Annotated in this window: 21 protein-coding genes; 18 read left to right on the top strand and 3 right to left on the bottom strand. The window is 54.5% G+C overall.

Features of this window, described 5'->3' with window-relative positions:
• Positions 1-36: 36 nt before the first annotated feature.
• Positions 37-1,335: a citrate synthase gene (locus ACNKH3_RS04380; protein ID WP_417917020.1), complete on the bottom strand. Its 1,299-nt coding sequence runs from the start codon at positions 1,333-1,335 to the stop codon at positions 37-39.
• A gap of 250 nt (positions 1,336-1,585) precedes the next feature.
• On the opposite strand from ACNKH3_RS04380, the gene ACNKH3_RS04375 reads away from it, so the two are divergent.
• From ACNKH3_RS04375 to ACNKH3_RS04340, 8 genes are all read left to right on the top strand, one after another.
• Complete coding sequence (locus ACNKH3_RS04375) at positions 1,586-2,272, top strand: hypothetical protein (RefSeq protein ID WP_420208378.1); 687 nt, start codon at positions 1,586-1,588, stop codon at positions 2,270-2,272.
• A gap of 168 nt (positions 2,273-2,440) precedes the next feature.
• Positions 2,441-4,066, top strand: a complete 1,626-nt coding sequence (locus ACNKH3_RS04370; RefSeq protein WP_420208377.1) for a substrate-binding domain-containing protein — start codon at positions 2,441-2,443, stop codon at positions 4,064-4,066.
• A gap of 3 nt (positions 4,067-4,069) precedes the next feature.
• Complete coding sequence (locus tag ACNKH3_RS04365; protein WP_417916384.1) at positions 4,070-4,486, top strand: nucleotidyltransferase substrate binding protein; 417 nt, start codon at positions 4,070-4,072, stop codon at positions 4,484-4,486.
• Complete coding sequence (locus tag ACNKH3_RS04360; RefSeq protein WP_417916385.1) at positions 4,479-4,835, top strand: nucleotidyltransferase domain-containing protein; 357 nt, start codon at positions 4,479-4,481, stop codon at positions 4,833-4,835. The genes ACNKH3_RS04365 and ACNKH3_RS04360 overlap by 8 nt, the downstream gene beginning before the upstream one ends.
• A gap of 126 nt (positions 4,836-4,961) precedes the next feature.
• On the top strand, positions 4,962-5,546 hold the full coding sequence (locus ACNKH3_RS04355) for a 5-bromo-4-chloroindolyl phosphate hydrolysis family protein (RefSeq protein ID WP_420208376.1): 585 nt from the start codon (positions 4,962-4,964) through the stop codon (positions 5,544-5,546).
• Between the two features lie 18 nt (positions 5,547-5,564).
• Positions 5,565-6,674, top strand: coding sequence for a hypothetical protein (locus ACNKH3_RS04350; RefSeq protein WP_417916387.1), 1,110 nt, complete (start codon positions 5,565-5,567; stop codon positions 6,672-6,674).
• A 9-nt stretch (positions 6,675-6,683) separates the two neighbouring features.
• A complete protein-coding gene (locus ACNKH3_RS04345; protein ID WP_417916388.1) occupies positions 6,684-7,829 on the top strand; it encodes a toxic anion resistance protein in 1,146 nt (381 codons plus the stop codon).
• A gap of 141 nt (positions 7,830-7,970) precedes the next feature.
• A complete protein-coding gene (locus ACNKH3_RS04340) occupies positions 7,971-8,414 on the top strand; it encodes a hypothetical protein (protein WP_420208375.1) in 444 nt (147 codons plus the stop codon).
• On the opposite strand, the gene murJ is transcribed toward ACNKH3_RS04340, so the two are convergent.
• Together murJ and ACNKH3_RS04330 are read right to left on the bottom strand one after the other, a co-directional pair.
• A complete protein-coding gene (murJ, locus tag ACNKH3_RS04335; protein ID WP_417916390.1) occupies positions 8,380-9,972 on the bottom strand; it encodes a murein biosynthesis integral membrane protein MurJ in 1,593 nt (530 codons plus the stop codon). The two genes, ACNKH3_RS04340 and murJ, sit on opposite strands and share 35 nt — an antisense overlap.
• A gap of 64 nt (positions 9,973-10,036) precedes the next feature.
• Positions 10,037-10,306, bottom strand: a complete 270-nt coding sequence (locus tag ACNKH3_RS04330; protein ID WP_417916391.1) for a hypothetical protein — start codon at positions 10,304-10,306, stop codon at positions 10,037-10,039.
• On the opposite strand from ACNKH3_RS04330, the gene ACNKH3_RS04325 reads away from it, so the two are divergent.
• From ACNKH3_RS04325 to ACNKH3_RS04280, 10 genes are all read left to right on the top strand, one after another.
• Complete coding sequence (locus tag ACNKH3_RS04325) at positions 10,291-10,722, top strand: hypothetical protein (RefSeq protein ID WP_417916392.1); 432 nt, start codon at positions 10,291-10,293, stop codon at positions 10,720-10,722. The genes ACNKH3_RS04330 and ACNKH3_RS04325 overlap by 16 nt on opposite strands.
• A gap of 5 nt (positions 10,723-10,727) precedes the next feature.
• Positions 10,728-11,366: a hypothetical protein gene (locus ACNKH3_RS04320; protein WP_417916393.1), complete on the top strand. Its 639-nt coding sequence runs from the start codon at positions 10,728-10,730 to the stop codon at positions 11,364-11,366.
• 26 nt (positions 11,367-11,392) lie between these two features.
• Positions 11,393-11,617 (top strand): DUF6364 family protein, encoded by a 225-nt coding sequence (locus ACNKH3_RS04315; RefSeq protein WP_417916395.1) that lies wholly within the window; start codon positions 11,393-11,395, stop codon positions 11,615-11,617.
• Positions 11,618-12,052: 435 nt separating this feature from the next.
• Positions 12,053-15,217 carry a tetratricopeptide repeat protein gene (locus tag ACNKH3_RS04310; protein WP_417916394.1) on the top strand — a complete coding sequence of 1,055 codons (3,165 nt, stop codon included), beginning with the start codon at positions 12,053-12,055 and terminating at the stop codon, positions 15,215-15,217.
• A gap of 230 nt (positions 15,218-15,447) precedes the next feature.
• Positions 15,448-17,523, top strand: coding sequence for an elongation factor G (fusA, locus tag ACNKH3_RS04305; RefSeq protein WP_417916510.1), 2,076 nt, complete (start codon positions 15,448-15,450; stop codon positions 17,521-17,523).
• Between the two features lie 744 nt (positions 17,524-18,267).
• Complete coding sequence (locus ACNKH3_RS04300; RefSeq protein ID WP_420208374.1) at positions 18,268-21,336, top strand: FAD-dependent oxidoreductase; 3,069 nt, start codon at positions 18,268-18,270, stop codon at positions 21,334-21,336.
• 433 nt (positions 21,337-21,769) lie between these two features.
• On the top strand, positions 21,770-22,939 hold the full coding sequence (locus tag ACNKH3_RS04295) for a glycosyltransferase family 4 protein (RefSeq protein WP_420208373.1): 1,170 nt from the start codon (positions 21,770-21,772) through the stop codon (positions 22,937-22,939).
• Positions 22,940-23,077: 138 nt separating this feature from the next.
• Positions 23,078-23,692 (top strand): hypothetical protein, encoded by a 615-nt coding sequence (locus tag ACNKH3_RS04290; RefSeq protein WP_420208372.1) that lies wholly within the window; start codon positions 23,078-23,080, stop codon positions 23,690-23,692.
• A complete protein-coding gene (locus tag ACNKH3_RS04285) occupies positions 23,673-24,419 on the top strand; it encodes a hypothetical protein (protein WP_420208371.1) in 747 nt (248 codons plus the stop codon). Before ACNKH3_RS04290 ends, ACNKH3_RS04285 begins: the two co-directional genes overlap by 20 nt.
• Entirely contained in the window at positions 24,416-24,949 is a 534-nt protein-coding gene (locus ACNKH3_RS04280; protein WP_420208370.1) for a hypothetical protein, read from the top strand. Before ACNKH3_RS04285 ends, ACNKH3_RS04280 begins: the two co-directional genes overlap by 4 nt.
• The last annotated feature ends 91 nt before the right edge of the window (positions 24,950-25,040 follow it).

Below are 25,040 nucleotides of genomic sequence, written 5' to 3'. Positions count from 1 at the left end.
GGTGAACTTACGTTCACCGGCCTTTTTTCATGCAACCTATCGCTCGGACATCGGCACAAAAGGCCGCGACGGCTCGCCCACATAGACTTGGCGCGGCCGTCCGATCTTCGAGCCGGGATCCTCCTGCTGCTCCTTCCACTGCGCGATCCAGCCCGGCAGGCGGCCCAGCGCGAACATCACTGTGAACATGTTGGTCGGGATGCCCAAGGCGCGGTAGATGATGCCGGAGTAGAAGTCCACGTTCGGGAAGAGGTTGCGCTCAATGAAGTACTGATCTTTGAGCGCCACCTCTTCCAGCCGCAGGGCGATTTCCAGCAGCGGGTCAGAGGAGTTCAGCGAGGCCAGCAGCTCGTCGCAGGCGTTCTTGATGATCTTGCCGCGCGGGTCAAAGGTCTTGTAGACCCGGTGGCCGAAGCCGGAGAGCTTGAAAGGGTCGGACTTGTCCTTGGCCTTGTTGATGTACTTCTGGAAGTCGCCGCCGTCCTGCTGAATAGCCTCAAGCATGGTGATCACCGCCTCGTTGGCGCCGCCGTGCAGCGGCCCCCAAAGGGCGTTGATGCCAGCGGCAATGGAGGCGTAGAGGTTCACGCCCGCGCTACCGACAAGCCGAACTGTCGAGGTGGAGCAGTTCTGCTCGTGGTCGGCATGGAGGATGAGCAGCCTGTTCAGGGCGGCCACCGCCTCAGGCCGGATGGTGTACGGCTCCACCGGGCTGTCGAACATCATGTTGAGGAAGTTGGCGCAGTAGCTCAGATCCGGGCGGGGATAGATCAGCGGCTTGCCGATGCTCTTCTTATAGGAGAAGGCGGCGATGGTGCGGATCTTGGAGATCAGCCGGGCGGCGGTCAGATCCAGCGGCGCCGTGGGATCGTCGTTCATCTCCGGGTAATAGCTGCACAGGCTGTTGACCATCACCGACAGGATCGCCATCGGCGGCGCGCCGGGCGGAAAGCGGTCGAAGAAATGGATCATGTCCTCGTGGATCAGCGAGTAGCGGTTGAGCAGGTCGCGGTAATGCTGATACTCCGAGGCCGTGGGCAGGTGGCCGTGCACGAGCAGGTAGGCGACCTCAACGAACAGGCACTTGTCGGCCAGCTCCTCGATGCCGTAGCCCCGGTAGCTGAGGATGCCCTTGTTGCCGTCCAGAAAGGTGATCTTGCTGGTGCAGGAAGCGGTGTTCTTGTAGCCAAGATCCAAGGTAGTGTAGCCGGTCTGCTGGAGCAGTTTGCTGATGTCTATGGCTGCGTCGCTTTCTGTGCCGCGCACGATGGGCAGGCTGTAGGATTTCCCTTCGATGGTGAGGACGGCGCTGTCGCCGCTGTGGCTGTCGCTCATGACGGGCACCTCTGGCTGATGGTTGACGGATGAAATTCCTGCCCGCGCCGCAGGGACGGCAGGCGGCGGAAAGATGATGCGCGGCCTGCCCTGTCCGGGTACAATGCCGCGCGGCAAGGGATTGAAAACAGGCGGCGGCGCAGGGCTGCCGACAGGGCGGGAGCGTCGGACAAGGGCCGATTGTACCGCAGATTCCCGAAAAGATCAAGGCGGAGAAAAGAGCCGCCGCAGCTCATCAGGACAGAAGATCATGCAAGCACGCGGCACAATGGACGAACTGGAGAAAAAACGGCGGCATATCCGCACGCTGATGCGCTACGCCGCGCCTGACGAGGCGCTGGACGCGGCCCTTGACCTGCTGCTGATCTTCCGCGACGACCGCACCGCCCTCACTGTGCTGGAGGAGTTCTACAGCTTCCTGCCAGAGGCCAAGAACGATTGGATCAAGGAGCTGCGCCTTGTGGCCCGGCAGCGGGGCGTGTTCCTCATCGCCGCTGTGGCCTCGGAAGATGCCTATCTCTATTTGGTCTCCAGCGAAGGCATCGAGTTCAACGGCAGTCTGCGCGAGGGCTGGCTTGACCGCGACCTGCTTGACTTCTTCGAGTTTGAGTCAGCCGAAGCATTTCAGCAGGCGGTCAATGACACAGAGCAGATCCCGGAATATCAGCCGCTGCAAACAGACCCGGATCTCTGCCCAGCCTGCCAGGCCGCCACCGGCGAGCCGCACGAGCTGGGCTGCCCGGTGGAAATCTGCCCGTGGTGCGGCGGCCAGCTCATCCATTGCGACTGCCGCTTTGAGCAGCTCGGCGTGGACGAGCTGAGCGAGCGCGACCTGCTCCGCTTCGAGGCGCTGCTGGAGGAGCAGGGGCGCGTCGCCTATTCCCCTGAGCAGCGGCCCAGTTTCGCTGATGAAGGGCCGGGCGTGGAGGTGGACTGAGAAGCGTCGGTCAAGTGCTTCCTGACATTTTCCTAACAAATTTTTGACGAATTTCAAATAAGATGTCAGTCTGAAACGGTCTGTCAAGCCTCTTGACATTCCTGCGGAACTGCGGGTACGATAACTGAGCAGTTTATCCAGCCCATTCACCTCTTCAGGAGGAAGCGCATGAAGCCGTCGTTCCGCCGTCTTGTATTCCTGATCACCAGCCTTTCCGCATTCATTCTCACTGGCTGCGACCAAAGCCAGCCGCCCCAGCAGCAAAGCTCCAAACCAGCCGCAGCGGCAGTTTCCCTCTCCATCGTCTCCGGCTCAGAGAATAGCACATTGGAGCCGCTGCTTCAGCAGTTCAGCCGGGAGCAGAACGTCGCTGTCTCGATCAAGTACATGGGATCGGTGGACATCGGCATGGAGCTGGCCAAGGGCAAAGCCTCGCAGTTCGACGCGGTCTGGCCCGCGTCCAGTCTCTGGCTCTCGCTCGGCGACAAGCAGGGCGTGGTCAAGAACGCCAAGTCAGTCATGCGCAGCCCGGTGGTCTTCGCGGTGAAGAAGTCTGTCGCCACTAAGCTCGGCTGGGACACGAAGGATGTCACAGTGATGGAGATTCTGGAGGCGGTGGAGAAGGAGCATCTGCGCTTCGCCATGACCTCGGCCACGCAGTCCAACTCCGGCACTTCGGCCTTTCTCGCCTTCCTCACCGCCTTTGCAGGCGGGCCGGAGGTGCTGACCGCCGAGCATCTCAGCAATGCGGAGACTGCGGCCAAGATCAAACGCTTCCTGCGCAGCGTCAACCGCTCGTCCGGCAGCTCCGGCTGGCTCAAGGACATGCTGCTGAAGGACTATCTCTACTTTGACGGCATGGTCAACTACGAGGCAATGGTGATTGAGTTCAACCGCCAGCTACCGCCCGGCCAAGAGCCGCTTTTCGCCGTCTATCCGGTGGACGGCGTGTCCATCGCTGACAGCCCGTTCGGCTTTATTGCCAAGGGCGACGCGGCCAAAGAAGCCGCCTTTGCCAAATTGCAGGAATATCTGCTCAGTCCGGCGGTGCAGGACAGCATTCAGGCCCAAGGCCGCCGCACCGGGCTGGTGGGCATGGAAGCTGATCCGGCCAAGAGCGCGGCCTTCAACCCAGACTGGGGCATCAACGTCAGCCGCATTCTCAATCCGATCCGCATTCCTGCCGCGCCGGTGGTTTCCGAGGCTCTCAACCTTTATCAGACCGCCTTCCGCAAACCCTCGCTCACTGCTTACGTGCTTGATTACTCCGGCAGCATGGCGGGCACCGGCGTGGGGCAGCTGCGCAAGGCGATGCGGACGCTGCTTGATCAGCGCATTGCCAAGGAATATCTCCTCCAAGCCTCGCCAGAGGACATGACGCTGATTGTGGCCTTCAACAGCGGGGTGATGGCCACGTTTGAGATGCAGGGCAACGACCCGCAGGCACTGGGCGATCTGCTCGCCAAGATTGAAGCCTTGGAGCCGGGCGGCGGCACCAACATGTATCTGGGCGCGGCAGAGGCCATGCAGCGGCTGAAGCCGTACGCCGAGTCCGGCAAGTATCAGTCCGCCGTGATTGTGATGAGCGACGGCATGAGCGAGGGCACTCTGGGCCAGTTCCAGACGCTGATCGGCGGCACAAACATGGGCAAGGATGTTCCGGTCTTCACCATCCTCTTCGGCGATGCCAAGCCGGAGCAGATGAAAGCCTTTGCCGAGGCCATGTCAGGCCGGATGTTCGATGGCCGGGTGGATGTGGTGCAGGCGTTCCGCGAGGCCAAGGGGTATAATTAGCGCATGATCAACACCGAATATCTTGACCGCTGCATCAGCACCTTGGAGCGGGCTTTCTTGGCTCTGCAACATCTGTCCGCTGAAGATGAAGTGTATGACATCTACCGGGCTGCCTGCGTCAAAGAGTTTGAGATCATCCTTGAGCAGACCGGCAAACTGCTGAAAAAGTGTTTGAAGGCGTATTTTGCCACGCCGAAGCAGGTTGATCAGCTCACCTTCAAGGATATTTTCCGTCATGCGGCAAAATACGGCTTCATGGAGATGGAAGAAGCGGAACGCTGGCTGCGCTACCGGGACAACCGCAATGACACAGCCCATGACTACGGCGCAGGCTTTGCTGATGACACCCTGCATCTGCTGCCGCAGTTCATTTCCGATGCCCGCCGGGCGCACGATGTGATCAGGCAATGCCATGACTGACGCGCTCTTGCTGCGGGAGCGGCACAGATCTGAGCTTGCGCGGCTGCTGGCCCGGCATCTGCCAAACGTGACGGCTTGGGCCTATGGCTCGCGGGTGAACGGCGGGGCGCATGAGGGCAGCGATCTGGATATTGTCCTGCGGTCTCCTGACCTGTCGCCGATCCCGCTGGAGGAGCTGCGGACTTTCGTGCAGGCGTTGCAGGATTCAAATATTCCTGTCCTGATTGAAGCGCGGGACTGGGCAAGGCTGCCGGAGAGCTTTCAGCAGGAGATTCTGAAAAAATATGCGGTGTTGAAACCTGAATGGAACAGAGGCGGCCTCGATGCGCACGTGGTCAAAGAAGTTTGAGAACTTGGCAGCACGCTCTGCTTGGTTCGCTGTGAACTTTCGGATGTCCATGATCTTGTTTTGGACATCCCCGGACAGCTTAGGGACGTGTCTGCGCCGCTTTGCGCGGACTGAATCTATAATGCCATGATCAAAGAGCTAATCTCCGGCATTGCCGCCGCCTTCATCTTCCTGCTGCTGCTCGTCCAAGGCGCATTCTGGTGGCTGAGTCTGCTGCTGGCGACCGGCGCATACGTCGGCATCCGCCTGCTTTTCCCGCCGGAGCACCGCAAAATTTTAGCCGAGCTGCCGGACGGCGTTTCGCGGGAGGAGTTCAGGCAGTATCTCTCGCAGTGCAGGCTGGCTCTGTCCTTGGTGCGAGCGGACGCGGCGGCAGTCAGCAATCCGGTCTTCAAGCAGACCGTGCTGCATCTCTGCGAGCTGGGCGACGAGCTGCTGGTCAATTTTGAGAAAGACCCGCAGGACATGCGCATGGCCCAAGCCCTGCCCGACCGCCTTCAGCGGCTGCACGAAATCCTGAGCGGCTACATTGACCTTGCCAATCAGAAAACCCAGTCGCCCCAGAGCGCGCGGGCACTGGAGGCCACCGAAAAAGCCGTCACCAAAGCCGTGGCCAAGTTTGAGGAAATGCACCACCGCCTGCTGGAAAATGATGCCATTGACCTCAGCACCAGCGCGAAAACCTTTGACAACCTGCTCGATTTCGACTGAACCCGGAAGGAGAACGACATGCAGAAATTTTTAGGGCTGATCATCCTGCTCGCAGTGGCTGCGGCAGCGGCCTTTTTCATGCTCGGCAAGGAGAAGGTCGCCTCCCTCAGCGGCGGCGGCAGCAGTCCGGTCCCGCAAGAAAATCTGATCACCGTGACAGGCCAGGCCGGTTCGGAGAAAATCGCCTTCCTTCAGTCCGCCAAGGTCAGCGAGCTGCTGGCGGCGCAGGGCCTGAAGGTGGAGGTGAAGAAAACCGGCAGCGTGGAGATGGTGCAGGAGGCGGCCAGCAACGATGACTTCCTCTGGCCAGCCAGCCAGCTCAACGTGGAATCGTTCAAGAATTCCGCGTCCGGCACCCGGCTTCAGCAGTCGGCGGACATCTTCAACTCGCCCATCGTGCTGTACTCGTGGGATATCGTTACTGACGCGCTGATCAAGGCCGGGATTGTTCAGCACCGCGAGGGCGTGAACTACATCGTTGATCTGCCCAGACTGCTGGAGCATGTCATGGCCAAGAAGCAGTGGAAGGAGGTCGGTCTGGCGCAGCTTTACGGCAGCATGATCATCCGCACCACCGACCCGGCCCGCAGCAATTCCGGCAACATGTTCGCCGCCCTGATCGCCAACACCCTCAACGGCGGCGAGGTGGTGACAGCGGAGAGCGCGGATCAGGTGCTGCCGCAGGTGAAAGACTTCTACGCCCGCCTTGGCCACATGGAGGACTCCTCCGCCGTGCTGTTCGAGAAATTCCTTCAGCAGGGCGTGGGCGCGTATCCGATGATTGTCGGCTATGAAAATCAGTTGGTTGAATATTCGCTTCAGCACAAGGAGCATCTGCCGCTGCTCAAATCTAAGGTGCGCATCCTCTATCCGGTGCCGACGGTCTGGGCCAGCCATCCGCTGATCGCCCTGAGCGCGAACGGCAAGAAGCTGCTCGCGGCCTTGAAAGAGCCGAAGATTCAAAAATTAGCTTGGGAGCAGCACGGCTTCCGCAGCGGCCTGATGGGCGTGGAGAACGACCCGGAGGTGCTGGAAGTGATCGGCCTGCCCAAGAGCATAGACGCGGTCATGCCCATGCCCGGCGCGGCGGCGATGGACAAAATCACCCGACAACTCAGCAGCTTTTAAGGAGAAGACATGATGGAAAACTTGCCGGTGCTGGCCCTGAGCGAACAGAAGAACGACCAGCTATGGAAGAAGCTGGCTGATAAGGCCCCGGAAAAGCTGAAGGCCGCGCAGGCCATGCTGCCGGGCCTTGATTTCAGCCGCAGCCAGGCGGTGCTGGCTTACGGCGTGAGTAGCCAGAAGGGCTTGGTGGATTTCACCGACTCGGTGCTGACCAATATCCGCTCCGGCGATGCCGGGCCAGCGGGCCAGCTGATGTCTGATCTGAAAGGGAAAATCCTTGATCTCGACGTGCGCGGCCTGCCGCAGAGCGCGGGTGGCGCGTTGAGCAGATTTGCAGGCAGTCTGCCGTTAGTGGGCGGCTGGCTGGCGGCCAAGGTGGACGCGGCCCGCGCCTTCATCCGCCGCTACGAGACCCTTAAGGTGCAGATTGACAGCATCATCAAGCGGCTGGAGGGCGAGAAGACCAATCAGATCAGCCATCTCAACCGCTTGGACACCCTTTTTGAGCGCAACAACGAGTATTTCAACCAGCTGGAGGTGGTGATTGCCGCTGGCGAGCTGAAGCTGGCCGAAATGGAGGCGCAGTTCGAGCAGCAGCGGCAGACCTTGGCCGCCCAGAACGGCGTGGATGCCAAGGAATTGCAGGATTTGAAGGACTTCGGCGACTGCATCCAGTCGCTGGACCGGCGGCTCTACAACCTCAAGCTGGCCCGCACTTCGGCTCTCACCTCCGGCCCGACCATCCGGGTGGCCCAGCAGGGTTCCAAGGCCATTGTCGAGATGATTCAGGATTCGATCCTGATGATGATCCCGGAATGGAAGAAGCAGCTGGTCATCGCCATTTCTCTTTTTGATCAGAAGCGGGCGATGGCGATGGTCAATGAGACGCGGGAGATGACCAACAATATGATGATGTCCACCGCTGAAATGCTGGGCGAGACCCAGGCGGCGGTGAAAAAAGCGCAGGGCGAGGGCTTTGTCAAAGTTGAGACCTTGCAGAAGATGACTGACAAGCTGATTCAGACCATTGATCAGGGCATCAAAATGGATGTCGAGAACCGGCAGAAGCGGGCCGAGGGCCTGCAAAAGCTGGCCGAAGCCGAGGATAAGCTGAAGGCGGCGTTGAAGGCGGCGAGCGAGGCGGCGTTAGGCTGAGTCTTTTTGCATCAGACTGCAAATATGGCGGCAGCCTTTGTCAGAAGCATCCTGATCGTCTTCCTTGCGACAACAGGCTGCGCCGCTGCCGATGAGCCTGCAAGCCTGACTGAGCTTAGACGTGCAATCAGCAGCGGCGACATGGAGGACGTGAATAATTATCTCGATGGTCTTTCATCAGAATCAAAGATCAAAGCCGCACGCTTTGCCGTCGCCGATAAAGATCAACGCATCAGCATTCTTGGCATTCAGATGCTGGTGGAATCCGGCTTGTTCGACGAAGCTGTTCCCTGTTTGGCTGCCAGAGTGCTTGCGGACGACGACCTGACCGCCTTCGGCTATGCTTGGGCGCATAGCGATGAACCGCAGCTCGCTGTGCGCATGTATCTGAAAATCAGCCGATATCTGCTTGCAAGGTTTGACAGCCTCAATGACATGCAGAAGACAAAGGCAAAGAACTTCATACGCAGCAATCTTGGACGGCGCTTTTGGATCAAAGAATTCTCTGTCGCAGCGGCGGAACAACGTCTCTCGCAGATTGAAGCGCAGCTCACCGCCCCAGCCTCTGCCGCACCTTCCCCGTGATCTCATCAAACTCCGGCAGCTTGAGGCAATGCAGGGCGGCGGCGTAGAGCAACGATGCGCTGCCGATCAGCACGGCGACTCCACCGAGCTGGAACGGAATTGCCCCGGCCAAGAGCGGCTGGAGCAGCATTCTCATGCCGAAGATGCCGCCTGCCATGATCGCGCTGGCGGCGATGATCTTGAACGTGCCTATGGCAAGCTGCTTCAGGGCGAAACCGGCCAGCTTGCGGTGCAGCACTGTGCCGAGGAAAAGGAAATTGAGAATCATCGCGCAGGATGTGGACAAGGCGACAGCCCGGAAGGAGAACAGGTCAATGGTGAGGGTGATGAAAAGGACATTGACCGCCACAGCAAGGAATGAGCTGATCACCGGGTACTTGGTGTCGTTGAGGGCGTAGAAGACCGGGACCATGATCTTGACGGCTGAATAGGCGAAGAGGCCGCAGGAGTAGCAGATCAGTGCCTCGGCAGTGCGGGCCGTGTCTTCGGCGGTGAAGGCCCCGTGCTCGAAGATCAGGCGGATGATCGGCCCAGCAAGAAGCATCAGGCCGACTGCTGCCGGGATGGTCAGGCTGAAGACCATGACCAGCGAGGAGGAGAAAGTCTGCCGCAGCCCGGCCATGTCTTTCTGCGCGGCATGACGGGCTAAAACCGGCATGGCGGCGATGGAGAAGGCCACGCCGAACACGCCGATGGGCAATTGCACCAAGCGGAAGGCGTAGTTCAGCCAGGACACCGAGCCTTCCATGCAGGAGGCGGCGAAGTTGGTGTTGACGAAGACGTTGATCTGGGTGGCGGAAAGGCCGATGGTGGCGGGCAGCATCAGCCAAAGGATGCGGCGCAGGCCGGGGTCGCGCAGGTCAAGATGCGGGCGGAAGCGGAAGCCGGTTTTGCGCAGCGCAGGCAGTTGGACAAGCAATTGCAGCAGGCCGCCGAGCAGCGTCCCCCAGGCCATGCCGACAATCGCAGGCTGGCCAAATTGCGGCAGCAGCCAGGCCAAGGACACGCCGCCGATGATCGAGCCAAGGTTGAAGAAGGACGAGGCCATAGCCGGAATAAAGAACTTGCCCTTGGTGTTGAGGATTCCCATCACCACCGCTGCCAAAGCCACCAAGATCAGGAAAGGAAACATGATCTGGGTCATCAGGGCGGTGAGTTCGGTCTTGCCTGCGACTTGGGCGAAGTCCGGCGCGAGCAGGCGGGCAATCGGTTCAGCCAGCAGGATGCCGACCAAGGTGATCAAACTGAGCAGCACGGTGATGAAGGAGAGCACGTTGGAAGCCAGCTGCCACGTCGCCTCTTCGCCCTTGTTGGTGTCGTGATCGGAAAAGACTGTGACAAAGGCGGCAGAGAGAGCGCCCTCGCCGAACAAATCCCGCAGCAGGTTAGGAATGCGGAAGGCGACAACAAAGGCATCATAGGCGTAGCCTGCGCCGAACATCCCCGCAAAGACCTGCTCCCGCGCTAAACCCAGCACTCGGCTGCACATCACTGCGCCGCTCACCGCACCGGCGGACTTGGCGATTCTCCCTGTTGAACTGCTTGCTTTTTCTGGCATAATTTCTGCTTGCGCATGGTTGTTTGCTTGACGTGCGCCGGAGCAGGGAGCAAAATGCGGCACATCACTGTTCCAGCAGTTGGTTGTTACCATTCCCGGAGCGAAAGGGGAAGCCCTTTTCCGCGCAAAAAACAAGCTCGTCAGATTGAACAGGAAAAAATGAAGACCGCTTGGAATATGCTGCGTGAGCATGTTCCGGCAGATATAATGCAGCAAATGCACGGGACTCAGCCAAGAGGCGGTGGAGCTGCTGCGTAACGGCGGCTGATTCATCCGCCAGCACGTTTTTACGGAGGAAAGAAGATGAGAGCAAAAGCATTGCCTGCGCTTGCATCCGCGCTTGTTCTGCTTGCGGCGGCAGGTGCCGCGCAAGCGGAACTTGGCTTCAAAAACAAGAAAAGCAAGATGCTGCACTTGGATTGCAGCGAAAGCGTCAAAGGGCCTTCCGCCTACACCTGCTTTGACCGTGACGGCAACGAAACGCATCTTGATGAAGGGCCGGAATGGGAGCTGTTCAATCATCAGAAAGTCTGCTTCCGGCACAAGGAAGATGACAGAATCCTTGTCTGCTATGAACTCACGATGCCGGGTACCGCAGCGAAAAGTTACGCTTGCAGCAGAAAGGACAGTTATTTTGAGCCGGGAAAAGATTGGGAGCTGATGCCCGGCAGCAATGCAATCTGCACTGAACAGATTGAGCATTACGAGGTGCCCAAAAAGATGGAATTCAGCATCAGCGGGATGGAATAGCCGACATGTCCAGCAACGATACTTCTTTTCCTTGGGCCGGCCTGATTGAGACCGGTGTGATCACCGGCGTTGCCACAGGCTTGCTCTACATAGCGGGCTGGTCGTATGCCTATCACTATTTTCAGTGCTTTCATCTCGGCCTGATCGGTTTGGAGATTGAGCGCGAATATTTTCTCCTCTACGGCTTCTGGGTCTGCAAGGCCCGCTGGTGCTTGACGACGCTCTGCCTGCTCGCTGCCTTCGGCCTGCCGCTGCTCTTGCAGCGGTGCTGGCAGCAGCGGCCGGAGCTGCGCTCTTGGCTGCGGGCCGTTGCGCAGACAGGCGGGCCAATCGGCCTGCTCCTCCTCTTCATCGTCTTTTACCAGCTTGGCGCAGGAACAGGCAAGGCCGACTTTGCGCGGGAGCAGCGCGGCGATTTTCTTTCGTATTCACGGGTGAAGGTTTGGCTGAAGGATGAGAAGGACAAGCGGGGCGAAGCATGGGCCAAGGGTTGTCACCGGCTGCTGCTGCGCGGCAAGGAGCAGCTCTATTTGTTTCGGGCGGACGGCGTGAGCGAGCAGATTCCCACGGAGATTGTGCCGAACAGCGAGGTGGCGGCGGTGCGGCTGCTGCCTTTGTATCAGACGACGGATGAGTGCCGGTAAATAAGAAGAGCAACAGGAGGAATGCTGTGAATGCGAGAGTGACCTTGAACATGGAAAAGCACTTGATTGAGTCGGCAAAAGAGTATTCCGCACGAACAGGGAAGTCTCTTTCCCGTCTTGTGGCGGATTTCTTTGAGCTGATCCGGCATGAGCATCTGGAGCAGGCATCTCAGCTGCCGCCAACTGTCCAATCGCTGAAAGGTGCTCTGAAAGGCAGAGGCGCGGATGCGACTGTATCAGGCAGCGACTGAGTGTCTGAATTAAAATGGTTTTCTTTGGCGGAGCGAAGAAGACGAGCGGCATTTCACGCTTGCTCTGAGGCGTGGAAAGCTGACAATGAAGCAGGGAACGCATGAAATGCCTCGTTTCACGCTTCCTCAGAGGCAAATCATGCGTGAAACGCGACGTTTGCAGTGTGACATGAGGCATATCAAGCGTGACACGAGGCGTTGAACGTTGTAAATGGGGCAAGTCAAACGTGAAACGTGGCGTTTGCGGCGTGACATGAGGCGCGGAAAGCGTGACGAGAGGCGTTGCACGCTGACAACGAGGCAAGTCAAGCGTGAAACGTGGCGTTTGAAGCGTGACATGAGGCATGGAAAGCGTGACGCGAGGCGTTTTCGCTTGGAGATGAGGCGGCTGAAGCGGGCTGCGAATGAAAACTGACTACATAGGAGGAAGAGGAAATGAAGCATGTCGCAAGGATTGCGCTGGCTGTTGCGCTGCTGATGGGCTGGGGTGTGCGGCGTGGTTATTGCGTGGAGGATGCTGGACAACAATTGGTATCTCTCAACGAGAGCGCTACTACGGAATATCAAAATGGAAATTATCAAAATGGAATTAACATTGCTGAACATGCTTGTTCGTATGCACTTGAACACTTCGGCCCGACGCATCCGTATACGCTATCTTCAATTAACAATTTAGCTGTCTTGTATACATCCCAAGGAAGCTACAATAAAGCTGAGCCTTTTTTAAAAGAAGTTCTTCGGTTACGAAGAGCTGAACTTGGAGACAAACACTATGATACATTAATTTCAATCGGTAATTTAGCCTATTTGTATCAATCTCAAGGTAGATATATCGAAGCTGAACCGCTTTTTAAAGAGGTTCTTCAGTTAAGTAAAAATGTGTTTGGCGATAACCATCCGAATACATTAATTTCTATTAATAACGTGGCTGTATTATATCAATATCAAGGCCGTTACAGCGAAGCAGAACCACTTTTAAATCAAGTTATTCAGTTCAAGGAAAATATATTCGGAAAAGAACATCCGAGCTTGCTGACTTCAGTTTACAGTTTAGCTGGATTATATCAATCTCAAGGCCGTTACAGCGAGGCGGAGCCGCTGTATAAGCAAACTCTTCAGCTCAGAAGAAAGGTGCTGGGAAAGGAGCACCCAGATACGTTAGATTCAATAGATAGTTTAGCTGTATTATATCAATCTCAAGGCCGTCACAGCGAAGCAGAGCCGCTGTACAAACAGGCACTTCAGCTCAGAAGAAAGGTGCTGGGAAAGGAGCACCCAGATACGTTAGATTCAATAGATAGTTTAGCTGTATTATATCAATCTCAAGGCCGTTACAGCGAAGCAGAGCCGCTGTACAAGCAGGCACTTCAGCTCAGGGAGAAGGTACTGGGAAAGGAGCACCCAGATACGTTAGATTCAATAGATGGTTTAGCTGGATTATATCAATCTCAAGGCCGTCACAGCGAAGCAGAGCCGCTGTACAAGCAGGCACTTCAGCTCAGGGAGAAGGTACTGGGCAAGGAGCACCCAGATACGCTCACTTCTATCAATAACTTAGCCTTTTGGTATCAATCTCAAGATCGCTACAGCGAAGCAGAGCAGCTGTACAAGCAGGCTCTTCAGCTCAGGGAAAAAGTGCTTGGCAAAGAGCACCCGGATACGCTCATTTCTATCGACAACTTAGCCTTGTTGTATAATTACCAAGGCCGCTACAGCGAGGCAGAAATGCTTTTAAAGCAGGCTATTAAGCTCAGGGAAAAGGTACTTGGAAAGGAACATCCAGGTATGCTGTATGTCATAAATAATTTGGCATTTTTGTATAATGCCCAAGGCAGCTACGGCAAGGCGGAGCTACTCTTGAAGCGTGGCATCAAGCTTAGTGAAAAAGTGATAGGAAAGAAACATCCAAATGCTCTCATAACGCAGATAAATTATATCGTTCTGTTGATCATAACAAACCGTCCTACACTTGCCCTGAGCCTGCTGCGAGAGCAGGAAAATCGTCTGCTGTCCCGATCTTTTCAAGAACTCTATACGAGTTCCAGTGATAAGACGAGGCGGCTGTATCTACAATCAATAAGAGATTTTCAAGATGCGGTTATTTCATTAGCTAACTATCAGCCAGGAAAAGAGTATCAGCAGTTCGCCGCTGAAGTCATACTCCGCTGGAAACAGCTTTATGCCGATGAAAGCAGCGTTCAGTATAGGATGCTTACGCTCAATGATGATGCAAAATCAAAAAAGATCAACGCACAGATCAGCGCATCGCAGGCAAAGGTCAGCCAATCACTGCGCCTGCCAGCAGAAAAAAAGAACATCGCCGAACTGATAGAGAAAGCAAATCAGGCCGAAACGGCTTTGCTGGCTTTGGCGCGGCATTTGCGGACTGGCCTTGAGGTGAGAGATGTGACGCTTGACAAGGTGCTGTCCGCCTTGCCGCAACATAGCGGTCTGATTGAATACCGGCTGTTTGTACCTGTAGATTTCAAAAATAGGAAAATAGGAAAACTGCACCTTGCTGCCCTGCTGCTGCTCGCCGACCCAAAAGCCAAACAGCGTTTTCTCTTCCGTGATTTTGGCCCGCTCGCGGAGATTGAAAAGTATCTCAAAGATGAAACCGCCGAAGCGTACAAGCGACTCATAGCTCCCTTTGATGAGCAAATCCGCAGCCTGAAGCAACTCTACATCGCCCCGGACGGCCCGCTGAACCTCCTCTCCTTCGCCTCCCTCCGTCTTCCTGATGGCCGCTTCCTCACCGAACGGCAGCAGATCAATCAATTGCAAACTGGCCGCGACCTGATTGAGAACGGCAAAGACTTTCCAAGAGGCAAAGGATTAGTGGCAATCGGCGGGGCGAAATACGTGCGCGATTCAATGCCCGCAGGCAAGACGGAGCCAGCTCAGACGCTTGTTGCGTATCAGCAACGCGCCGTCCGCGAGCTGGCGGAAGGCATCGAGTATCTGCCGGAAAGCAGAAAAGAGGCGCTGAATATCGGCGAATTGTTCGCCAAAAAGACCGGCGAAAAGCCGACCGTCCTCATCGGCAACGATGCCAGCGAATACAGCCTGAAACACCTCAAACAGCCGCCCCGCATCCTCCATCTCTCCACGCACGGCTTTTACCTTGGCGACGACAAAAAGGAAGGCGGACTGACCGAACAACTCCGGGACGAGGCTCCGCTGCTGCTTTCCGGCTTGGCCCTTGCCGGAGCCAACAACTGGCTGCAAGGCCGCGTGGTGGATTCGCACGGCGACGACGGCCTGCTCTACAGCCTCGAAGTGCTCGGCCTCAACCTGCACGGCACAGAGCTGGTCTCGCTCTCCGCCTGCGACACCGGCAAAGGCGTGATGGATTACTCGGAAGGGGTGTACGGCTTGGTCCGCGCCTTCCGCACCGCCGGGGCCAAAAATGTGCTGATGACCCTCACGCCGGTCGGCGATGCCTCATCGCGGGACTTCATGGAAACCTTCTACGACAAGTGGCTGAGTTCGGAGCAGAACATCAGCCCGGCAGAGGCCCTGCATCAAACCCGTCTGCAATTCATCCGCGACAAAAAGCCGGTGCAGGATTGGGCACCGTTCGTGCTGGTGGGGAAGTGAAACTGGCAAGCTGCTGCTCCCTGCGCCGGATAAGGAGCCTTTTCCCCGCCGCTGCCGGGAAGAGCAGGGCCGCGTTTGGTTGCAGCTTGACTTGAAAAGGATTAAGGAGCAGAATACAGCTCATCATGTCCCGGCAGAGAGCTGTTGTCATTCCCGGAGCAAAAGGGGAAGCCCTTTTCCGCGCCTTCTGCCGACAAGATCAATCCCAGCACCGGGCAGCGGAGGCATTTATGCACGACGTTCAGCAGATCAGAAACACAGTCATCCTTGGACACGGCCACAGCGGCAAAACCACCTTGGCCGAGGCTCTGCTTTTCACTGCCGGGGCGGTCGGACGGCTGGGCAAAGTGGATGAGGGCAGCTCCGCTCTTGACTTCGAGGAAGAGGAAGTCCGCCGGAAAATCTCCATCAGCGCGGCCTTTGGTCATCTGACCTGGCAGAACTGCGGCGTTTTCCTAGCCGACACGCCCGGTGACGACAACTTTGTCAACGAGACCAAGTTTGCGGCCCGGATGGCAGACAGCGCACTGCTCACTGTGGGTGGGGTGTTGGGCGTGCGCAGTCAGACCGAACGCTTTGTCGATTTCGTGCTGGAGCGCAGGCTGCCCTGTCTGATCTGCATCACCAAGATGGACCGCGAGCGGGCCAACTTCCTTGAGACCTTTGACGAGATCCGCCAGACCTTTGCCAAGCTCAATCCGGCAGTGCTGCATCTGCCTATCGGTGCGGAAAAGGACTTCAAAGGCGTAGTTGATGTGCTCAACCGCCGCGCACTCATCTTCCGGCCCGACGGCACGGCGGACATTGCCGAGATTCCTGCCGAGCTGGCTGCTGAGGCTGCTGACCGCCGCGCCACCCTGATGGAGTATGTGGCTGAGACCGATGACGACCTGCTGGAGCATTTCTTAGAGGAAGGCGAGCTGTCTGATGAGGCCTTGCTCACAGGCTTCGCTGCTGCGGTGCGGCAGGGTAAGATTGCCCCAACCATGCCTTGCTCGCCGCTCAACAACGCGGGCAGCTCAGTCGTGCTGGATGCCATCGTCAGCCTGCTGCCCGCGCCGGAGCAACGTCCGCCCTTGGTCGGCACCAATCCCAAGACTAAGGAGCTGGTGCAGCGCACCGGCGCGGCGGACGCGCCTTTCTCCGCCCAAGTCTTCAAGACCACGGCAGACCCTTTCACCGGGCGGCTGACTGTCTTCCGCGTGCTCTCCGGCACCCTGAGAGGTGACACATTCTATAATGCCAGCAAGGGCGAGAGCGAGCGTTTCGGTCATCTTTTCCTGATCCAAGGCAAAGAGCAAAAGCCGGTGGACAGCGTCGTGCCGGGCATGATTGTCGCTGCCGCCAAGCTGAAATGCACCAGCACCGGCAACACCCTTTGCGACGAGGCCGCGCCGGTGGTTTATGAGCCGCTGGAGCCGCTGCCGCCCGCCATTTCCTACGCTGTCCGCGCCAAGGTGGATAAGGACGAGGAAAAGCTCTTCTCCTCGCTGACCAAAATGCTCGACGAGGACTTGACCCTGCGCATGACCCGCGAAACCCAGACCCACGAGGTGCTGGTTTCCGGCATTGGCTTGGTGCATTTGGAGGTGATCAAGGAGCGGATGAAGCGCAAGTTTGGCGTGGAGATGGAGCTGTCGCTGCCAAAAATTCCCTACCGCGAGACCCTCAAAGGCAAGGCCACAGCCCAGGGCAAGCACAAGAAGCAGTCCGGCGGGCGCGGCCAGTTCGGCGACTGCACCATCGAAATCGAGCCGCTGCCTAAGGGCGAGCATTTTGAGTTTGTTGATAAAATCGTCGGCGGCGTGATTCCCCAGCAGTACCGCCCGGCAGTGGAAAAGGGCATCGTCGAGGCGATGGACAAAGGCGTGCTCGCGGGCTATCCCTTTGAGGGCCTCAAAGTCAGCCTCTTAGACGGCTCCTATCACAACGTGGACTCCTCGGAAATGGCCTTCAAGATCGCCGGCTCGCTGGCCTTCAAGACGGCGGTCATGAACGCGCACCCGGTGCTGCTGGAGCCGATCATGGAGTTGGAAATCCAAGTGGACAAGGAGCATGTCGGCGACGTGATGGGCGACCTCAACTCGCGGCGCGGCCGGGTTCTGGGCATGGACAGCAACAGCAGGCGCGAGGTCATCCGGGCGCAGGCCCCGCAGGCGGAAATTCAGCTCTATGGCCCTGACCTGACCTCAATGACCGGCGGGCGCGGCAGCTTCACGGTCAAGTTCTCGCATTACGAAGAGGTGCCGCAGCATATCGCGCAGAAGATCATCGCCGCCCATCAGGCGGAAGCGGCGGCGGAGTAAGGCAGATGAGAAAGGGCTGCGTCTGAATGCGGACGCAGCCCTTTGCTGCGGCATAAAAAAATCGGCTCTCCCGATGAAAGAAGAGCCGATCCAAAAAAGAAGAGATGAAGAACATCTTGGTATATGCAAAGGCCATGCCAATTTTCAAAAAAAGGCGGATTTTGCAAAATAACTGAGCGAAACAAAGGCGATGGCCTTTGCCTGAGCCGCAGCCCTCTGCCTCCTCCCCTTGCGGGCAATACAGTTTTTTTTACAGACAAAACGGCATTTTCGCGGTTTTTTCCGCAAGAAAAGCCCAGCCAGTTGCGACTTGCCGCATCCAAGACTGGCAATTCAATATTTCAAGGGAAATATCATTTTTTTGCTGCCTGCCAGACCAGTTTGCGCCAGCGGCCTCGCTTCTGCCGCATTTCCTGTCCAGACTGCCTCCTGTTCTCCTTTTCCTGTTGCAATTCCGTCGATATTGAGCTATGGTTGCCGTCAGTTCTTATCAACGCATCTCTGCAAGGAACAACTGAATGCTGACCATTCGCCATATCTGAACATGCCGTACCGGCACCCTGCCCAGTTCGGGCCGGGGCAAACTGCTGACGGCTGTCCTCCCCTTCTGATTCCCTTCATCCTTCTTGCGTGAAGCGTCAGACGGACAGAGAGCCGTCTGCGCTTATTCATTTTTCACGCCGCTGCCAGACAGCGCGGCTCTGCCGCCGCGTTCTGGCCAGCGGACGCAGGAAGGAGCTATTCATGACCGCAATTGCAGAAAACGCCGCGCAGATCAGCGGCGCAGTGATGGTGATCGGCGGCGGCGTGGCCGGTGTCCAGACCGCCCTTGACCTGACCGAACTCGGCTACAAGGTCTATCTGATTGAGAAGTCCGGGGCCATTGGCGGGGTCATGGCCCGCTTGGACAAGACCTTTCCCACTAATGACTGCTCGCTTTGCATCCTCGCGCCCAAGCTGGTCGAGGCGGGCCGCGATCCCAATATTGAGATTCTCACCCTGTCCGAGCTGGTTGAGCTGAAAGGCGAGCCGGGCAATTTCACGGCCACGATCAAAAAGCAGCCGCGCTACATTGACGAGGAGGTCTGCACCGGCTGCGGTCAATGCACGCTCTACTGTCTCAAGCAGATCGGCAACGATTTCAACGAGAACATGGAGGTCAATCACGCTGCGCATATTGATTATTCGCAGGCCGTGCCGACCTCCTATTACATTGATGCCAAAGCCTGCCTCAAGCTGAACTTTGACACCTGCGGCCTCTGCGCTGTGGCCTGTCAAGCTAAGGCGATCCGCTTTGACGACACAGAGAAAACGTTAGAGATTCCAGTCGGGGCAGTGATTCTTGCGCCGGGCTTTGGCCGGGTCAGCGACGAGGTCATGGCCAAGTACGGTCTGGGCAAATTCCAAGACGTGGTCACGGCCTTTGAGCATGAGCGGCTGATGTGCGCCTCCGGCCCGACCGGCGGCGAAATTCTCCGCATTTCCGACCACAAGCATCCCAAGAAGATTGCCTTTCTCCAGTGCATCGGCTCCCGCGACGAGACCTGCGGCAACAACTACTGCTCCTCGGTCTGCTGCATGTACGCGATCAAGCAGGCCACGCTGGCCCGTGAGCACGACCCGAACTGCGAGATCACCCTGTTTTACATGGACGTGCGCACCCACGGCAAGGGCTTTGACGCAGCCCGCAAGCGGGCGGTGGAGGAAGGCAAGTTCCGGGTCATCTACGCCCGTCCGCCCAAGGTCGAGGATGTTTTCGGCGGCGGCCTGCTGCTGACGTGGTCAACTGAAGACGGCCAGCATCATTGCGAAAAGTTTGATTTGGTCGTGCTTTCGCAGGGGCTTGAGGCCCCGGACGAGGCGGACAAGCTGGCTCAGGCTGCTGGCATTGACCTGAACGAGTATCTTTTTGCTGAGACGGACACATACACCCCGCTGGCCACCAGCAGGCCGGGTGTCTATGTGATCGGAGCCTTCCAAGGGCCGAAAGACATTCCTGATTCCGTCACGCAGGGCGGCGGGGCCGCAGCTCTCTGCGCAGGCCAGCTTGCTGCGGCCAGAGGCAGTGAGACGGTCAAGGCGGTCTTCCCGGACGAGCGCGACATCAGTCAGGAAGAGCCGCGAGTCGGCGTGTTTGTCTGCCACTGCGGCATCAACATCGGCGGCGTGGTCAATGTGCCTGCGGTGGCCGAGTACGCCAAGACCCTGCCCAATGTGGCTTATGCCTCGGCCAACATGTATTCCTGCTCGCAGGACGCGCAGCGGGTGCTGACCGAGACCATCCAAGAGCATAAGCTCAATCGCTTAGTGGTGGCGGCCTGCACGCCGCGCACCCATGAGCCGCTTTTTCAGGCCACTCTGCGCGAGGCGGGCCTGAACCGTTCGCTCTTTGAAATGGCCAACATCCGCGACCAGTGCTCCTGGGTCCACATGCACGAGCCGGAGCGGGCCACGCAAAAGGCTAAGGATGCCGTGCGCATGGCTGTGGCCAAAGCCTGTCACCTGACCGCGCTGCAAGAAACAGAGCTTCCGGTCACGCCCTCGGCACTGGTGGTCGGCGGCGGACTGGCGGGCATGACGGCTGCGCTGGCCATTGCTGATCAGGGCTTTGATGTGGCCCTGATTGAGCGGGGAACCCAGCTCGGCGGCAAGGCATTGCTGCTCACGGCTGACCGGCGCGGCAATGATCCCCGGCAGGCGGTGCAGGCGGTGATTGACCGGGTAAACGGCCATGCCCGCATCACCGTGCATACTGAGGCGCAGGTGACAGCCTGCTCCGGCTATGTCGGCAGCTTCACCACCACGGTCGAGAGCAAGGGCGCGAGCGAGCTGATTCACCACGGCGTGACCGTGCTCGCCACTGGCGGCAATCCCTATCAGCCGACTCAGTACTGCTACGGCCAATCATCGAAGATCGTCACCCAGCTTGAGCTGGAGCAGCGGCTGGTTGCGGAGCAGGACGGCCTCAAGGCGGCCAGGCGGGCGGTGATGATTCAGTGCGTCGGCTCGCGGGATGAAGACCTGACTTATTGCAGCCGGGTCTGCTGCGGTCAGGCACTGAAGAATGCCCTGCGCCTCAAGGCATTGCAGCCGGAGATGCAGATTGTGGTGCTTTACCGCGACATGCGGGCTTACGGCTTCATGGAGGATGACTACCGCAAGGCGCGGCAGCTTGGGGTGATCTTCACCCGCTACAGCCTGGAGCGCAAGCCGGAAGTCAGCGTGAATGGTGATGCGGTCACGGTGCGTTACTTTGACCCGTTGCTCGGCGAGGAGCTGGAGGCGGATGCCGACCTGCTGGCTCTGTCCACCGGTATTGTCCCGGAAGACCCGACCGCGCTGGCCAAGATGCTGAAAGTGCCGGTCACGGCAGAGAAGTTCTTCCTTGAGGCGCATGTCAAGCTCCAGCCGGTTGACCTGCCCGTGGATGGCACGTATGTCTGCGGTCTGGCGCACTCACCGCGCTCGATGGATGAGACCGTGGCTCAGGCGCAGGCGGCGGCGGGCCGAGCCTGTCATCCGTTGGCCAAGGGTTCGGTGACTCCGGCCCCGATTGTCTCCCAGATTGATGCGGAGCAGTGCATCGGCTGCGGGGCCTGCGAGAGCTTCTGCCCGTACAAGGCCATTGACATCTATAAGGATGACAACGGCAAGCGCAAGGCCCGCACCATCACCGCCTCCTGCAAGGGCTGCGGCGTGTGCGCGGCCCGCTGCCCGACCATGGCGATTGACATGGGCCGCTTCACCATGAACGGCATCATGGCCCAGATTCATGCCTTTGGGGAGAAGGTCAAGGAGGCTGTGGCGGCGTAACTGAGCGGCTTCAGAGAAAAAAAACAGCCCGGATTGCAGGAGCAGTCCGGGCTGTTTTTGGTTGACAGAGGGCGGCAGCAGAGATATGATTCCTGTTTGCTCCACACCTTTTCAGCTTATGCAGAAGGATAGGGACGATGAAAACCGATCCGACAGTTGACCGTATTCGTCAGACACGTCACGCAATATCTGCGCAGTGTGATCACGATCCACGGAAGCTGGTTGCGTATGATATGAAATATCAGGAGAAGTATAAGGGACGGTTGATAGTGTTGCCGAGAATAGTAACAAGAGGGTAATAATCACAGAGCGCAGCGTTGGATATGACCACCATCATTCTATCCTTGACCTCGGACGGGTACGGCTCGGACAATGGTGCCTATAGCGACAGAAACAGTCAAGCAAAATCAAACGGTTATTCAAAGAGTTTTATATGGGAAATATTCATATCATAGGCTGTGGCAAAGGAACTTTTGCCGGCGCTGCTACAATAAAATGTAAATTTCTTTCTGAATTAGTGGGCAAGGTTAAATCAGTTACCTACATAACTGATCAATATCCACCTGCTGCTGTACGTTTATCTAAAAAATTTCCAATCGAAATATTAGGCAATGGAATGTCTATATCTAGTATTGGGTCACTTGAGTCAATACTATCTGAATTGTTGATTGAAAAAATAATAAACATCGCTTTCAAGATTGGAACAAAAGAGAAGATACTTATATGGGCTAGCCATCTCTTTCCATATCTAAATGCAGCAATAACTGCAAAGAATATCTTGAATTTACGAGGATATAATATCAAGTTATTGTCTTTCCCGGTTGGCAGTGACATCTGGGAGATCGGCCCACAGTTGAACAACATTTTTAGATTACGTATGCTTTCAGATGAAATTGATTATTGGGCTACTTACTCTGAGCGTTTTTCAGATGAAATTTCAAAAAAATTTCCAAGTTTACGAAAAAAGATACGGGTAATACCGCCTGTGATTGATGTCAACAAAAAAAGTTATGATAGAAATTTTATCAAAAATGATAGGTCGTTAGTTTTGTCTTGTCATTGCAATATGCGACCGGTTAAACGAATAGATCAGACAATCAAGTTGGCAATCCTTATAGCGCAAACAATACACCGTGATGTAGAGTTATTTGTTATTGGCCCGACCTCGCCACGCGAGGAACTTGTTGGAAACGTTAAAATTGTATATACAGGATTACTTGACAACCCTATGGAGATAGTCTGTAACTCTGATTTCAATATTAATACTAGTATTCACGATTCGTTTAATTATGCCTTGCTTGAAGCAATGGCAAACGGTGTTCCTCAAATTACAACAGATGTAGCTGGAATAGCAAGATATATAGAAGAATACAATACTGGACTTACCTTGCCTGTAGAGTTAGATTCAAACTTACCAGTTTATAAGCAGTATCAACACGATATTTTTAATGAGTGTAATATTCTAAATAAATTAGAGTTGTTTTTTTCTGGGTTAAATTATCGTGTTCTTGTAGATAATTGTTATACCTGTAGCAAGAAGATTTTTTCAGCAGAGTTGTTTGTTAAAAGATTTTCTTCGATATTTATTGACGAAATCATTTAAAAATGAAATTCTCGAAAAAATGAAAAAATATTCAGAATATCCTGCTATTGCTGTAAGTTAATTTTATTATGACAAGGTAAAAAAATATTTATGCATAATATCTATTCCGAACATTTCTGTAAGCGCATTAATTATTTAATGTCTCTGACGAATGGTCTGTTTAATAGACAAATTGAGTACATTCTGTCAATAATAGATAAGGAGCCTATTGATATATACTTAGCCGGAAGTAGAAATGGATATAAAGAAAGCAGAGAAGATAGTGACCTTGATTTATTAATGAAATTCACTCCAGAAGATGCAAAAGATGTGTGTAGTCAACTTGAGAAACACGGAACGGAAAGAGACAATCTATCGATAAAATCATTGATAACACATGCTCAGTTCGGGCGATTCTTTTGTTGTTACGATGGTGATAATTCAACTCGCTATATTGATTTAGGAATTGTTACAAATGAGTATTTGGAAATATATTTAATTGGCGCACCTATTGCTAAAATTAATTCTTCTGATATAGATGAGCCAACTATAAAAAGAGACTATCGTCAATATATAAAAACTGAAACTCATCATTTAATGATGAAAGCTCGTAAGGCATTAGCAAGAAATAATATCACATCAGCTTTAGCGCATTCGTCAAGATACCTGTTTCTTACTGGAATAAATATTGATCAAGATTTAACAGTTTATCAAATAATTGATATCGCTATAAAACATTACGAATTCCAAACACATGGAAAAAATACTAGATAGAATATCTTACTCAGACTTTGTAGCATATTTACTTCCTGGTTCTGTTTCTACTTCTATGCTTATTCTCATCTCGGTTGAATTTGGGATAATTGAAGTTAAAAGTATCGCTGCCTTATTAAACTCACCAGCTAATCTTTTATTTTTTGTTTTAATTGGGTATACGTTTGGTATTATCCAATCTGGTTCTGCTTATTTTTTTGAAAAATATAATGAAGATCCAAATAATGTCAGACAAATCATCAATCAGATGAATAGTGACGCTTTAGAAGATACAGCGAAAAAGATATTTTTATCAAAATTTAGCGAGCATGGTATTAACGAAAATACATGGAATTCACAGTATTACTTTCTAATGAGATCATTTGTTCAGTATAATAGTTTGGTTTTATTTGCAAACAGTCAAAGGCAAAATGCATTAAGGCAAATTCGTCTTTATTTATTACCAACAATTTTTCTGTGTTATATTTATGCCACTATTGTAGCTCACAGGTTGATTGACAATTATATTTTCTTCTCTTACGATGTTCTTGTAATGTATCAAGTTATCCTAGTGGTAGTTTTTTATTTTGTGATGAAAAATCTCTCTAAGAGATCAAGATTTAATCGAGCTAGAGAAAAACGAGAGACTTTATGTTCTTTTGTTGTGCTATGTACATCCAACTTGTCCGATAAGTGTAATTCTTCTTTACCAGACAACCAAGATTCAACAGAAGATATCTCGGAATGAAAGAGCATCTACTGATCCTTGGGCCACCGTCATCAGGAAAATTGACAGTATCTTTAAGTATTTCTAATATAAATGGATTTAAAATTTTTGATAACTCAAAAACTGTAGATATTGCTTCCTTACTTTATGATTTCAATACACCAGATTATAGGCGATACAGGGATTCGCTTCGTTTTCAATTTTATACTGAACTATTGATGTCAAATATCGATGGTCTGATATCTACATTTTGCTATTCTGGCCCAGACAATAATAACTATCTTTATTCAATTGATTACTTTTTAAGAAAAGGCGGCTATGTCACTTATTTTATTTATTTAATAGCCAGCAAAGATAGTCTTGCAAGCAGGGTTGTTAATGATAGTAGAAAACTAAAAAAAACATTCCATGAGATAGAGCCGTTAAAAGGATGGTTTAAAAACAATCCATTTTGGAATCAAGTTAATATTAGAAACTTGATTTCTGTCAATACTGATAGTGTTGGTGTGGATGAAATCGCCACGACAATACTTAGTCAAGTTAAAAGATAGATCGTGGAGTTTCGTAAAATAGAAATAGGAGTTACGCAGTTGGTTTTGCAACTCGTTGATTTTATTCAACTGACAGTTTATGCGCCAAAAG

The sequence above is a fragment of the Candidatus Electronema sp. JC genome, assembly GCF_048287365.2.
Lineage (GTDB): Bacteria > Desulfobacterota > Desulfobulbia > Desulfobulbales > Desulfobulbaceae > Electronema.
Note: the sequence above shows the minus strand (reverse complement) of the source record. Positions and strands in the feature narration are given on the sequence as shown.